The sequence below is a fragment of the Flavobacterium tructae genome, assembly GCF_002217475.1.
Lineage (GTDB): Bacteria > Bacteroidota > Bacteroidia > Flavobacteriales > Flavobacteriaceae > Flavobacterium > Flavobacterium tructae.
Map to the genome: position 1 here is coordinate 39,027 of NZ_MUHH01000033.1, position 14,810 is coordinate 53,836.

Consider the following 14,810-nt stretch of genomic DNA (forward strand, 5'->3'; position numbering starts at 1 on the left):
TGTTTTCTAAAAGAGTTGTTCTGGCAATAACATTTCCATTGTTAGCTGCATCATACCAGGTCACTCCTGATTCGTTTACTGATAAATCTGCCACGGTTTTACTGTCTGTTTTACAGAATCCTTGTGTGGTTTTACTGGTCGTTGGTGTTTGAGGATCACTCAAAGTAACCGTTACCGCCAATCTCGTTGGGCTCTCGCAAATGCGTGATTTTGCGGCACCGTAATATATCGTACTATCTGTTAAAACGGTGGTTGAAGGTACCACATTTCCATTACTGGCTGCATCATACCAAACTACTCCTTTTACGTTGGTGGTCAAACTAGCCACGGTAGCATTACTGCTTTTGCAGAACTCCTGTGTTGCAGCCCCTGTTGGCGTTTGAAGAGCAACGACGATTGTCATTACCTTCAATCGGGTAATACTTTCACAGCCACCTATATTTAAAGCACCATAGTAAGTATGAGAAGTTGATCCTTCTGTATCATGCGATTCCAATTTTGGTGCTGGTAATAGCGTTGTTGGAGAAACTACAGTACCTCCTGTTTCCTCATCATACCAGATTACGCCAGTTTCATTGGTTACTAAACTTGCCACTGTAGGAGTGTCATAAGCGCAAAATATTTGTATTGCATTGCCTGTTGGTGTTTTTGGATCACTCAAAGTAACCGTTACCGCCAATCTGGTTGGGCTCTCGCAAGTTCCTGCTTTTAAAGAACCGTAATAGACTTTATTGTTTTCTAAAAGAGTTGTTGAATCAACTACATTTCCTGCCGTAGCTGCATCGTACCAAGTCACTCCTGATTCATTTACTGCTAAATCAGCTACCGTTTTGTTGTCGGTTTTACAGAATTCTTGTGTGGTTTTACTGGTCGTTGGTGTTTGAGGATCATTTATTGTAATGTTAATCGATTCTGAAAAATAACACCCTCCAATAGTATTTATCTCTACTTTATACGAACCACTTTGAGCAGTCGTTACATTATCTAATGCCAATTGCGTTGCATTAGATGTAGTTCCATCCGGCAATGTCCATTTGATTGAAGTAACTGGTCCCACGTCACTTATATCCAGTTTCAAACTATCTCCTTTACAATAAGAACTTTTCCCCTTTATTAATGGATCAGGTTTTGCTCTTAAAATTAAGGCTTGATCTACCTCATAGCAAGCCGTTTTGGCTCTTACCACATAATTACCCGCTTCCAATCCTGTAAAAATAGAGCTTGTCTGACCACTTGCAGGAAAGGCGGCATCGGTATCTTTTTTAATAAAATAAGTCACGGTATCCGTATCTAATGTATTATTTACCTTAACATAAAGGTCTCCTGTGGTATTTCCAGCGCAGACGATTCCTCCCGATTGAGAGAGATCAAAAATAGGGAAATTGGATTTTACACTTAAAGGTACAGTTGTAGTATTGGCCCACAAATCACTTGACTGCGAAAAATTATTTCCTGTTATGTAATTTTTCGCTATACCAATTTCATAGTCTCCCGAAATTTGCGGTTGAAAGCTAAAATCAAAAACTCCTTTAGCCAGTGTAACCCCAATAACAGAATTTATGTTGCCTTCTCCTGCAACAGGTCCTTTAAATGTATTAACATAAAACCTTGGTGTCGAATATAAACCTTCTAATTTACTGCTAATTATAGCACTGCCTACTGCTGAAACCGTTACAGTTGCTTTTTTTATGTAACGATCACAGATGGAAGGAGAAACCTCATAAGAAGCTTTTGTAATTTCAATCTTGGTAAAGTAGGTGTCCAATACTACATCAAAAACTTCATTAAAACAACCGGAATCTTTTACCCTGATTTTATAAGTTCCAGGTGTTAAATCATTTCCTAACCTGAAATTACCCGTCTTTTTTCCTGAATTATCTAAAATTTGTACAACTGTCAATGCCGAGGGACCGCTTTCCAAACTAATCGTTACTGCTCCTTCCAGGCCAACAGTTCCAGTAACTCCTATCGGCGCATTCATGCCTAAGGCCGATTTACCAAAATACTGAGCACTAGGACCTGTAAGAATTTGTATTTGACTTTTTAAATCACTCGTGGGCGGGCTGAAATAAACCGGATCAATAAAAACATTGTTTTTATCACTAATATTTTTCTTTGTCGCGCTCGAAGTATCATTTCTAAAAAAATAAGATGGTGCTTCTGTACCAGCATTATCTGTTATTTTTACAGTATAAGTCTCACCAATATCTAAAAGACAATTTACAAGACCTGTATCGAGTCTTCCATCAGTAAGAGTATAATCCGTTTTAATACCTGTTGCATTATTAGTAACTTCCAAATTATAGGGCAGGCATCCTGTCATCGCCCAATTTGCCCCCATACCATTACCGCTTAATCGTACTCTTCCTGTAGTACTGCAATTAGTATTAGCCGGATCATCAACAATACGAAAGTCAAATTTAAACGCCAAAGGTTTACCTATCGACGATGCCCCATAATCCTGCGTTATTGTTCGTGACAGTCCACAATAGGTGCCCGTAAGACGAACCTCTCCCCATTTAGAGCGATCCGAAGGCAATACAAACCTTTGTTCAGCCTGTGCACGTGTTAAATTATCATATACATCCCAGCCTGTGCCGTTTTGGATTTCTAATTTGTATCGAATACTGCTGGTAGCATCATTAAAACCGACTAAAAAATCCGGAGTAGTATTGATGTAAAAATGACTTACGACAGCTTTAAATCCGTTCACCAGAGTGGCACTTTTAACACCTGAACAAACATCTCCTGTCGTATTATACACTATATCAACATCGCTATTGCTCAAAGATGTTTTTGTTACAATCTGTAAATCACTAGACTTGAATATTACATTTGCTGAAAGTGTTACGGTACTTAGCGAAGTAGTCGTTGCCCCGCAGTTGTCTGTTAGCTGTACTTTATAAGCTCCCGGAAGCAGATTTGTAAAGTTATAATTGGTCAAAGAGGTTGTTATTTTCTGCACTTCACTGTTATCTGAAGCATTGAGAAGGCTTATGGTGTAAGGCCCATTTCCTCCCGAAATTCTAACTGAAACAGTTCCTAAAGGATCAGGATCGTTACCACAGTAGGTATAGTTTTTTGCACTAACAGAAGTAATCGTGGGTGAAACTGTAGAGAACGAACTTCCTACATTTATAGAAGCTGCCGCCCTAACAAAAGTAGTACCGTTATAATAGCCATAATAGTAATCTCCCGTTGCGAGATTGATAAAAACAGGATCCGGACTTGTGATAACAGTTGCCTCGTTAAAAGGTAATTTTGCAATTGCATAGGTAATAGGAGCTGTTACATTATTCACTGTAACGGTAATACTTCCGTTTCCCACACAAGACGTGTTACTTGCAACGGCCGTGATAGTTACCTGTGCATGACCTGCATAAGACAATACATATAATAAAATAAGAACTATTTTAAACCAACAATTTTTCATATAATGTGGTACCTAATTTTTTAACGTTTTTGGAACATTTAATCATTTTTATCTCGCACATTCAGAAAACTACCTTTATAAATTTGCAGCTTCTTCCTCTCTAATTATTCTGCAAAGGTACCTACCCCTTATCGCTACATACATGACTATGTAATAAGTGGTATAAGAGTGTAATAAATGGTTGCCGGAAAGCCTTTATATGTAATACGTGACATTGCTCGCATTTCAAAAGTTCCGCTCCGCTGGAGCTTTTTGATATTGAAAAATTACATTTGCTATAAATGTTTTGCTCCGTTGGAGCAATTTCTAAAAATACCCGTTCTCCAAATTCTTTAACGTATTGGGAATGATAGTGGAAATAAATATTTTGCTCTGCTGGAGCAATTTCAGAAAAGCCAATAGTAGAGAAACAATCCCAAAAATGGTTGGTCTCCAAATTCTATAACACATTGCAGATGATAATGTTTTTTTTTAGTTTTAGAAATCTGTTTTTGTTGCTCCATAAGATTTTATAGGGAAACAAAAAAAGGCATAAGAAACTAAATCTTATGCCTTTTTTTTTATAGAAAAAACTAAAAATTATCTGGAATAATTTGGAGCTTCTTTTGTAATGGTTACGTTGTGCGGGTGACTTTCTGTAATTCCGCTTGAAGTAATTCTAACGAAACGTCCTGACTCTTGTAAGGTTGGAATATCTTTTGAACCACAGTATCCCATTCCGGCGCGAAGACCACCAATGAACTGAAGCATACTTTCGTTTAATTCTCCTTTATAAGGAACACGACCTACAATTCCTTCCGGAACTAATTTTTTAACGTCGTCTTCAACATCCTGGAAGTAACGGTCTTTAGATCCGCCTTGCATCGCTTCAACAGAACCCATTCCGCGATACGATTTGAATTTTCTTCCTTCGAAGATGATCGTTTCTCCCGGAGATTCTTTTGTCCCTGCCAGTAATGAACCTAACATCACACAATCAGCTCCTGCGGCAATCGCTTTAGGAATATCACCTGTGTAACGAATTCCACCATCGGCAATTACCGGAACACCACTTCCTTTAATAGCCGCAGCTACTTCAAGAACTGCTGAGAATTGAGGAAAACCAACACCGGCAACGATACGGGTTGTACAGATAGAACCAGGTCCGATACCCACTTTTACACCGTCAGCACCGCTTTCTACTAAATATTTAGCCGCTTCCGGAGTAGCGATGTTTCCAACTACTACATCTATTTGAGGGAATTTTGATTTTACTTCTTTTAATACATTGACTACACCTTCAGTATGTCCGTGGGCAGTATCGATGATAATTGCATCAACACCCGCAGCCACTAAAGCTTCCGCTCTTTGAACAGCATCACCGGTTACTCCAATTGCCGCTGCAACTCTCAAACGTCCGTAAACATCTTTGTTAGCGATTGGTTTTTGAGTCAGTTTTGTGATATCTCTAAAAGTGATTAAACCTACTAATTCATTATTAGCATTTACCACCGGTAATTTTTCGATTTTATGTCCTTGTAAAACTACTTCGGCCTGCTCTAATGAAGTACCTTCAGCAACAGTCACTAAGTTTGTACTGGTCATTACCTCAGCAATTGGTCTTGCTCCGTTTTTTTCGAAACGCAAATCACGATTGGTAACAATTCCTTTTAGTATTTTATTCTCGTCAACGATTGGAATACCACCAATTCCGAATTCTTTCATTGCATTTTTAGCATCTGCAACAGTTGAATTTGTTGGTAAAGTTACCGGATCGATAATCATTCCGGACTCTGCACGTTTTACTCTTCTAACTTTCGCAGCTTGTTGCTCGATCGTCATGTTTTTATGTAAAACACCAATTCCGCCTTCCTGAGCCATAGCAATCGCCATAGAACTTTCAGTAACGGTATCCATAGCAGCTGATACTATTGGAACATTTAGCGTTATATTTCGTGAAAACTTTGATTTAATACTCACTTCGCGGGGAAGCACATTCGAGTAGTTAGGTACTAATAATACATCGTCGTAAGTTAAACCTTCGCCGATAATCTTGGAGTTGTGTGCTATCATGGTGCAATTTCTAGTTGAATTGCGTGCAAATATAGTGAATAAATTGATAACTTGGATGCTAAGTTATTCTTAAATTTATAGTTAAGGAATTAATCTTACAAATGAACCGTATGATAAATTCCAAGTTTTGAAATTCCAAATTCCAATTGTTAGAACCTGAAACTTGAAACCTGAAACTTGAAACCTGAAACTTGGAATTTGAAACTTGGAATTTGGATTTTTTTAAAACATTATTCTTCCGAATTGTCATTAAATATAAAATTAAAACCGAACTGAAATGCCATACTGTTGGCTTTTGAAACATCTTTTAATTCTAAGAGGTTATTGACCAGAACATACATATTCAGTTTTCCAAGTGTACCTGCAAGTCCTAAACCAATATTCTTACTCGAATAAGAATCAACTGTATAAGTGGCTTTTACATCTAATTTTTCAAAAATATTGCGTCTGTAAAAGGCGGTTAATGCCACAAAAGGTTCTACAGGCATGGACATTGCAAACAGCTGCCCTCCTACACCGTTGACATATTTTCTGGTAACTTTACCATGGCAATTACAATCTTCATCAGAACGTGATTCGCCAAAGGAATACTGAAGGGAAGAATAGAATTTTGTTGGTCTGAGGGTGGTGTACTTGTTATAAAGTGTATCGCGTGGTATGGCTTTATCAAAATCATCAAAGATATTCTTTGGTTCATTTGAATTATCAAAATTCGGATTCACACCTTCATAGTGATACGTTCCTTTATAGGTTAAGGTTTCGATATCTTTAGACTGTCTCACAAAACCCAGATCAACAATACTTGCGGTAAGTTGAAGATTATCTTTAAAGTAATAAGTGAAACCCGCATCAAGCCCTAAACCTAAACTTCCGTTAAAAAAAGTATTGTGTGCGATATCACTTGGAATACTCCCTTCGTACTCGTCTTTTGTAAATGTGGCAATACCAGAAGTCTTAATTTCTAAGTTAGACGAAATCGTTTGGGTATATAAATTAGGAGTTCCCGCAGCCTGTCCGGTATAAATATATCCTGAATTTCGGGTTGATGTTGCATTTGCTCCGCTCGAATAGATTTTGGCACGACCTCCCAGAACCAGTTTCTCACTTACTTTTTTATGAAATCCGACATGAAACACTGAGAGTACTTCGGCTCTTAAATTTAAGTCAGACAAATTGAATGACTTACCAATGTAATCTTTATTTCCGTCTAGTGCTAATATAGCGGGGTCCTTTGGAACGTACATTAAAAAGTCAAATTCCTGATAGGCTCCAAACGAAAGATACGACTGACTGTCTTTTCCTCCCACTCTGAAACCACCTGAAAACAGTTCCAACTGTTGATTAATTTGAGTTTTATCTCTACTGGATGATTTATTAATCACGTTTCGGATTTTATCGTTGAAATTTACCCCGTTATTCGCAAACAAATCATAGGCCGAAAAGCTGCTTGAGCCTAAATTTGCTGAAATTCCGGATAAAACAGGAACTCCAAAATAGAATTTATAAGCAACATCTGCTCCCGGATTTACAAGGGAAGATTGCGGAATGGCGGTAAAATTATACAGTAATTCTTTATTTTGAGCAAAACAAGAAAGCTGAAACACGACTATCAGAACTAAGTATAGTTTTTTCATTGAATTACCATATAAGCGGTTGCACTTGATCGTAATTTTAAACTGCCTGTACTGTTTCCGTTTAAAGGCGGACCTGGTGCCATAACCACTACAAAGCCAAGTTTACGGGTCTGTTTCAATAAATCTAATCGTTGATTTTCGAATATTTCGGTCGGATATTTTATAACATTTGTACCTCCTGCGTAAGCCGGAACAGCAAGCGTAATGGTTTGAAGAATTTGATTGTTATCATTCAGAAGTAATACATTCAGGGTAAAACCCCTGTTTATAGTATTCTCCATTTCAAAATTAAATTCGGCTTTAACGAGATGATCGTTGAAGTATTTTTCTTTGAAAACATCAAATTCCTGAACATCAAATCCTATTTGCTGTTCTGTACCGTTATCGACAAAGGAAGCTGCCGGAACATTAAAATAAGCCAGATTCGCTACAAAAGCAGGTTCCAGCTTAAAATCTTTAGTCTGATCAAAATCCAGATCACTGGAACATGATGAAAATAGGACAGATAAAAATAGTATCTGAGAAATTCTCTTTATGAAATTTGGTTTCATGGCTTTACATATCTAAAGATTAACAACGATACTTTGATACTAGTTATTATTTTACTTTCATAAGTAAATATAATTATTTTCTAATGAAATTTTCCAAACAATTTTGATGCTTCATTATAGGCACTCTCAAAACTTAAAGAGTTCAAACCTGTCATTTTTTTATTGGATGTAAAATATGAAATCAACTTTTCGGTAGGCATATTACCCGTAAGTTTATCTGTTGCCATCGGACAGCCTCCAAAGCCCTGAATAGCACCGTCAAAACGGGTACAGCCAGCATTCGAAGCTGCCTCTATTTTCTCAAACCAGCTGTTTGGTGTGGTATGCAGGTGCGCTCCGAATTCAATTTGAGGGTATTTCGGAATTAAATTGGAAAAAAGATACGTGATTACTTCCGGTGTAGAACTACCAACGGTATCTGAAAGTGATAGTATCTTAACTCCCATTCCCGCAAGTTTTTCCGTCCATTCGCCCACGATATCTACATTCCAAGGATCACCGTAAGGATTTCCGAACCCCATAGAAAGATAGGTAACTACTTCTTTATTTTTCTGATCGGCGATTTCAAGAATTTCTTCTAATGTGATTAAAGATTCAGCGATTGTTTTATGTGTGTTTCGCATCTGAAAATTTTCAGATATCGAAAAAGGAAATCCCAAATATTGAATAGGTTCATGTGCTGCTGCCAGCGCTGCCCCTTGTGTATTGGCAATAATCGCCAACAATTTGCTCGTTGTTTGCGACAAATCAAGCTGAGCCAGAACTTCGGCAGTATCCTGCATTTGAGGAATTGCTTTTGGAGACACAAAACTTCCAAAATCGATAGTATCAAACCCCACTCTCAATAAAGACTGTATATAGGAAACCTTATTTTTAGTAGGTATAAAAGTTTTGATGCCTTGCATAGCATCACGTGGACATTCGATAATCTTGATTTCTTTATTCAAAGCTTACTCTTTTATGCAGGCTAAGTTAGTTTCTTTTTTAAAGAAATAAAAGTTATAATTTTCTTTAATTGTATTACATGATATGGTAACACTTTAATATGTTACACAAAAACGTAACAATCAACAATGTTACACAAAAACGTAACATTAAAAAAATATTAGCTACATTTGTAATACTATTATTATTCTTTTTATTTATATTTGAAACTATGACTAGTGTAATTACGGGGGATATAATCGATTCCAGAAAGCAAAAATCAAAAGACTGGGTAGAATCTTTAAAGAGAATCTTATCTCCTTTTGGAGATACGCCTCTTCAATGGGAAATTTACAGAGGGGACGAATTTCAAATTGAAATAAAGAATCCCGAAGAAGCTTTATTGGCGGCCATCCTCATTAAAGCACATTTAAAAGCTTTAAAACTGGATGCCCGAATGAGTATTGGTATTGGAGATAAAACACACAATGCTGAAAAAATTTCTGAAAGCAATGGTTCTGCCTTTATACACTCAGGTGAACTTTTTGGAACTTTAAAGAAACTAAAAATAAATTTAGCTTTGCGAACCGGTGATACGGCTGTCGATGAAAAAATGAATTTAATGCTTCAGCTTGCTCTTACTTTTATGGATAATTGGCCCGCTCAATCTGCAGAATTTGTTGCAATTGCGATAGAAAATCCAAGCTTATCACAAGAAGAATTAGCCCCAAAATTAGGAATCAAAAGAGCCGCCGTAAGCCGAAGACAAAAACGGGCACAGTTTGATTTAATATTGAGTTTAGACCGTTATTTCAGAACACAAATAAACCAACTTACAACGCTATGATTTTATTTATAAAACTACTTTTAGCACATTTACTGGGTGATTTTACAGCACAACCTAACTCCTGGGTAGTCGATAAAGAAGCCAAAAAACACAAAAGTATTTATTTGTATCTTCATATTCTTTTACATGGCATTTTAGCAGCCGTTTTAGTCGGAGAAATTCAATTCCTCCCTTACGCTTTGCTAATTGCCGTATCTCATGGCGTTATCGATTTAATCAAACTTCATTTCCAGAAAAATAAAACAAAACGCAGTTGGTTTATAGCAGATCAGGCGCTACACCTTTTAGTTTTGATTGGCGTAGTTTTGCTCTACAGTGGTGAAACCGTTCATTTCCTATGGCTCAACAATCAATTTTGGATTTTAGCTACAGGATTTTTATTCATTACAAAACCAACTTCTGTCCTGATTAGAACCATTATATCAATCTGGAATCCGGAAAGTCAAAGCAGCCACAATGAAAACTCACTTTCCAAAGCCGGAAATTATATTGGCATATTAGAAAGATTATTTGTCTTCTGTTTTATTCTAACGGGACATTTCGAGGCCATTGGTTTCCTATTAGCCGCAAAATCTATTTTTAGATTTGGCGATTTAAAAGAAGCCAAAGACCGAAAACTAACCGAATATGTTTTAATTGGTACGTTGATCAGTTTTGGAAGCGCCATTGCTACAGGACTAATCGTTCAGGTACTGCTATTACAATTGCTTTAAAACCTTTTTATTGATTGCTTTGATCAAAGCCGGCCCTTCATAAATAAAACCGGTATACAATTGTACCAAGCTGGCTCCTGCATTCAATTTCTCGATCGCGTCATCGGCAGTATGAATTCCTCCTACTCCAATAATCGGGAAAGCTTTGTTGCTTTTTTCCGAAAGAAAACGAATCACCTCTGTCGAACGTTTTGTTAGTGGTTTTCCTGACAATCCACCTGTTTCTACTTTATTAGCAGATTGCAATCCGTCACGTGAAATCGTAGTATTGGTGGCTATCACACCCGCAATCTGAGTTGTTTTTACAATATCAATAATATCTAATAACTGCTCGTCTGTAAGATCGGGAGCAATTTTTAACAAAATTGGTTTTACCTTTTGCGTGCTTGTTTTTTGTTTCTCTGTATTTCTGTTCTGAAGCGTTTGCAACAGAGCTGTCAAAGGTTCTTTGTCTTGTAATGCACGTAAATTTGGCGTATTTGGTGAACTTACATTGACTACAAAATAATCTACGTGATCAAACAAAGCATCAAAACAAATAATATAATCGTCTACCGCATTTTCGTTTGGAGTCACCTTGTTCTTTCCTATATTACCCCCAATCAAAACTCCGGAATTCTTTTTCAAACGCTCTACAGCTTCCAGAACTCCGCCATTATTGAATCCCATTCGGTTTACAATTGCCTGGTCTTCTTTTAATCGAAACAAACGTTTTTTAGGATTTCCTTCCTGTCCAACAGGAGTTACGGTCCCAATTTCGATAAATCCGAATCCGAAATCCGATAATTCTTTATACAGCTTGGCATCTTTGTCAAATCCTGCCGCCAAACCTACCGGGTTTTTAAATTTAATTCCAAAAACTTCACGTTCCAGACGACTGTCTTTTACTTCGTATACTGATCTTATAATTGATGAAACTCCGGGGATTTTTGAAATGAATTTAACAAATGAAAAAGTAAAGTAATGAACTTCTTCAGGATCAAACCCAAAAAGTATCGGGCGAATTATCAATTTATACATAGTAGTGTGTTGTTGTTGTTTTTTTGGGTGCAAATTTAATTATAATACTTTGAAAACGTCTTCTTTTTGCTAAAACAAATTACATCAGGTTTTGATCCTATATTTTTTTATTCAAATGATTTTTACTGCAATCAAAAGTCCTCTTTTCATAATTGCATTACACCATTGGAAACAGAAAACAAAATCCTTAAACACCACAAACATAAAACTAACTACAAACATATCAACACTTTATCAAAAACAACAATAAAACACTATTAACTTTACAAAATAAATAGAATTTAAAAAGATTACTTTATAAACTTTATTCTTAAATTTACCCGCAACTACTATTCGATAAAAACATTCGTCATGAAAAATAAAACGTATTGGATTTTTGCCATTCTAACCCTCTCTGCTATTACAATTGCTTACGGCTATACAAAACTTATAGTACCGAAACAAAAGTTAACAGCGATGAATTGTGGCGAAGTTCCAAATACAGCTGAGGAATCATTGTTTAAACCAACCATTGAAAACAAAAACAAACCTGTTGGTAAAACTCCTGAAGGAATGGTATGGATTCCAGGTGGAGAATTCTCTATGGGAAGTAATGTTGAGGACGAAAGTTTGTGCAGCATAAAAGGAGTTACCAAAGATGCTGCACCCATACACCGTGTTTATGTAGATGGATTTTACATGGATAAAACCGAAGTTACAAACGACCAATTTGAAGCTTTTGTTAAAGCAACAGGTTATATTACTTTAGCTGAGATAAAACCCACTCATGAAGAATATCCCGATGCTCCTTTGGAAAATCTCGTTGCCGGATCGGCCGTGTTTACTCCTACCCCGGCTCAAGTTGATTTAAACAATTATATGCAATGGTGGACTTATGTGCATGGTGCTGACTGGAGACATCCGGAAGGAGCCGGAAGCTCGATAAAAGGAAAAGGCAACTACCCTGTTGTTCAGATTTCCTATGATGATGCCGCCGCTTACGCCAAATGGGCCGGAAAAAGACTGCCAACAGAAGCTGAATGGGAATTTGCTGCCCGTGGTGGAAAATCAGGTCAGTTGTATGCCTGGGGAAATACCTTAAAACCTAAAGGAAAATTTCAAGCCAACATTTATCAGGGACACTTTCCTCTGGAAAAAGGAGACACTGGCGAAGACGGCTATATTGGCATTGCACCGACCGCTAAATTTGCTCCTAATCCTTATGGTCTTTATGATATTGGCGGAAATGTGTGGGAATGGACCAATGACTGGTATACCGCAGACTACTACGAAATAATCAGTAAGAATCGTCAGGTTGTTAAAAACCCACAAGGTCCTGACTCTTCTTATGATCCTTCAGAGCCCGAACTACCCAAAAAAGTTCAGCGTGGCGGATCTTTTTTATGCACCGATCAGTATTGTACCCGCTATATGGTAGGCACCAGAGGAAAAGGAGATTACAAATCACCGGCCAATCATATTGGTTTTAGATGTGTTCAATAAGATTTTTTTAGTCCATAATAACATAAATTAAAATCTTTGTCATGCTACTTACAAATCCAATTTCACGAATTTAAATTCGTGAAATTGGATTTTAACTTTCTAAAATCAGAACAAATCAGTAAAATTTGAAGCAAACTTTTTTTCAGTCTAATTTATAGTTTTCATAATTTGAAGCTTTACAACCCTTAACTATTTACTTATATTTGCCTAAAAATAAAATAAAAAAAATGCAACATATCATAGATCGTTTTGTTAGTTATGTAACTATTGACACTGAGTCAGATCCAAATTCAAAAACAACTCCAAGTACAGAAAAACAATGGAATCTTGCCAATAAATTAGTCGAAGAATTAAAGACAATTGGCTTATCAGATGTTACCATAGATGACAAAGCTTACATTATGGCTACGTTACCTTCTAATGTCGATCATGAAGTTCCAACTATTGGTTTTGTATCTCATTTTGACACTTCTCCTGATTTTAGCGGAGCAAATGTAAAGCCTCAGATTGTTGAGAACTATGACGGGAAAGATATCGTTTTGAATGCCGAGAAAAACATCGTTTTATCACCCAACTATTTTAAAGATTTATTACAATATAAAGGGCAAACCATTATTACAACTGATGGAACAACCTTATTAGGAGCCGATGACAAAGCAGGAATTACCGAAATTGTCTCCGCTATGGAATACTTAATTCAGCATCCGGAAATTAAACACGGAAAAATTAGAATTGGTTTTACTCCGGACGAAGAAATTGGCCGTGGCGCACATCATTTTGATGTAAAAAAATTCGGTGCAGCCTGGGCTTATACTATGGACGGAAGCCAAATTGGTGAATTAGAATATGAAAACTTCAATGCGGCCGGAGCAAAAATTACTTTCAAAGGAAAGAGCGTTCATCCGGGTTACGCCAAAGGAAAAATGATCAATTCAATGTTGATTGCCAACGATTTCATCAACGAACTTCCAAAAGGAGAAACTCCTCAGGAAACGAAAGGCTACGAAGGTTTCTTCCATGTACATCATCTTACCGGAAGTATTGAAGAAACGGTTTTAGAATTAATTATCCGTGATCACAACAAGAAAAAATTCGAAAAACGTAAAGATTTAATCGCCAAAATTGCCAAAAAAATCAATAAGAAATTTGCGAAAAAATTCGGAGAAGATATTGTAATTGCTGAAGTTAAAGACCAGTACTATAACATGAAAGAAAAAGTACTTCCTGTCAAGCATATCGTTAATATTGCCGAAAAAGCAATGAAAGAATTGAACATCAAACCTATAATCAAGCCTATTCGCGGCGGAACAGACGGGTCGCAATTGTCTTTCATGGGACTTCCTTGTCCGAATATATTTGCCGGCGGTCATAACTTTCACGGAAAATACGAATATGTTCCTGCCGAAAGTATGCAAAAAGCGACTGATGTCATTGTAAAAATTGCTGAGTTAACTGCAATTCCGGGCATTTTTGACGTTCCTGAGAAAACTAAAAGAAAAAAATAAACCGAAGTATGTCCGATAAAAAACACGTTTGGGATAAAGTCAACAATTGGGAAGAAGAACTTCTTTTCCTAAAAGCTATTATTGACAAAACCGAACTGGTTGAAACCGTAAAATGGGGAGGCCCCGTTTATGTATACAACAAAAAAAATGTTATCGGCATAGGTGGCTTTAAAGAGTATTTTACGATTTGGTTTTTCAATGGGGTTTTCCTGAAAGACGAGAAAAAGAAACTCATCAATGCGCAGGAAGATAAAACGAAATCGCTACGCCAATGGCGTTTTACTTCAAAAGATCAGGTAAACGAGGCAGAGGTTTTGGCCTACATTTCGGAAGCTATTGAGAACGAAAAACAAGGAAAAATCATCAAACCTTCAAAAAAAGAAGCTATTGTTTCTGAACTTTTTCAAAAAGAACTGGATCAGAACCCGGCTCTGGCGGAAGCATTTCAAAAATTCAGTCCTTACAAGCAATATGAATTTCTGGAGTACATTGAAACTGCCAAGCAAGATAAAACCAAACTTTCGAGAATTGAGAAAGTAATTCCGATGATACTGGAAAACATCGGATTGAATGATAAATACAGATAGGGTCAAATTTCAAATTTTTAAAAATTCCAAATCCCAACCTATAAAAAAACCTTTATCAAAGT

The 14,810-nt window shown here is 36.8% G+C and carries 11 protein-coding genes; 5 read left to right on the forward strand and 6 right to left on the reverse strand.

Annotated features, from left to right (window positions below; genetic code table 11):
* The 5 genes from B0A80_RS15020 to B0A80_RS15040 all read right to left on the reverse strand — a co-directional run.
* Positions 1-3,433: Ig-like domain-containing protein (locus B0A80_RS15020; protein WP_455550104.1), on the reverse strand; the 3,433-nt coding region annotated here is incomplete at its 3' end.
* A gap of 579 nt (positions 3,434-4,012) precedes the next feature.
* Positions 4,013-5,485: an IMP dehydrogenase gene (gene guaB, locus B0A80_RS15025; protein ID WP_017495404.1), complete on the reverse strand. Its 1,473-nt coding sequence runs from the start codon at positions 5,483-5,485 to the stop codon at positions 4,013-4,015.
* A 230-nt stretch (positions 5,486-5,715) separates the two neighbouring features.
* Positions 5,716-7,119, reverse strand: coding sequence for a DUF5723 family protein (locus tag B0A80_RS15030; protein WP_089077779.1), 1,404 nt, complete (start codon positions 7,117-7,119; stop codon positions 5,716-5,718).
* Positions 7,116-7,670, reverse strand: a complete 555-nt coding sequence (locus tag B0A80_RS15035) for a hypothetical protein (RefSeq protein WP_089077780.1) — start codon at positions 7,668-7,670, stop codon at positions 7,116-7,118. Before B0A80_RS15035 ends, B0A80_RS15030 begins: the two co-directional genes overlap by 4 nt.
* 80 nt (positions 7,671-7,750) lie before the next feature.
* Positions 7,751-8,617, reverse strand: a complete 867-nt coding sequence (locus B0A80_RS15040) for a hydroxymethylglutaryl-CoA lyase (RefSeq protein WP_089077781.1) — start codon at positions 8,615-8,617, stop codon at positions 7,751-7,753.
* Between the two features lie 209 nt (positions 8,618-8,826).
* Here B0A80_RS15040 and B0A80_RS15045 point away from each other — a divergent pair, with 209 nt between their 5' ends.
* The gene (locus tag B0A80_RS15045; protein ID WP_089077830.1) at positions 8,827-9,441 is read left to right on the forward strand and encodes a hypothetical protein; all 615 of its coding nucleotides are present in this window, start codon (positions 8,827-8,829) and stop codon (positions 9,439-9,441) included.
* Complete coding sequence (locus B0A80_RS15050; protein ID WP_089077782.1) at positions 9,438-10,154, forward strand: DUF3307 domain-containing protein; 717 nt, start codon at positions 9,438-9,440, stop codon at positions 10,152-10,154. Before B0A80_RS15045 ends, B0A80_RS15050 begins: the two co-directional genes overlap by 4 nt.
* Here B0A80_RS15050 and B0A80_RS15055 read toward each other — a convergent pair.
* Positions 10,140-11,174 carry a quinone-dependent dihydroorotate dehydrogenase gene (locus tag B0A80_RS15055; protein WP_089077783.1) on the reverse strand — a complete coding sequence of 345 codons (1,035 nt, stop codon included), beginning with the start codon at positions 11,172-11,174 and terminating at the stop codon, positions 10,140-10,142. The genes B0A80_RS15050 and B0A80_RS15055 overlap by 15 nt on opposite strands.
* 351 nt (positions 11,175-11,525) lie before the next feature.
* Here B0A80_RS15055 and B0A80_RS15060 point away from each other — a divergent pair, with 351 nt between their 5' ends.
* The 3 genes from B0A80_RS15060 (at position 11,526) to B0A80_RS15070 (ending at position 14,748) form a co-directional block, all read left to right on the forward strand.
* Positions 11,526-12,656: a formylglycine-generating enzyme family protein gene (locus tag B0A80_RS15060; RefSeq protein ID WP_089077784.1), complete on the forward strand. Its 1,131-nt coding sequence runs from the start codon at positions 11,526-11,528 to the stop codon at positions 12,654-12,656.
* A gap of 227 nt (positions 12,657-12,883) precedes the next feature.
* Positions 12,884-14,161 carry a peptidase T gene (pepT, locus tag B0A80_RS15065; protein ID WP_070907015.1) on the forward strand — a complete coding sequence of 426 codons (1,278 nt, stop codon included), beginning with the start codon at positions 12,884-12,886 and terminating at the stop codon, positions 14,159-14,161.
* 8 nt (positions 14,162-14,169) lie between these two features.
* Complete coding sequence (locus B0A80_RS15070) at positions 14,170-14,748, forward strand: YdeI/OmpD-associated family protein (RefSeq protein ID WP_070907016.1); 579 nt, start codon at positions 14,170-14,172, stop codon at positions 14,746-14,748.
* The last annotated feature ends 62 nt before the right edge of the window (positions 14,749-14,810 follow it).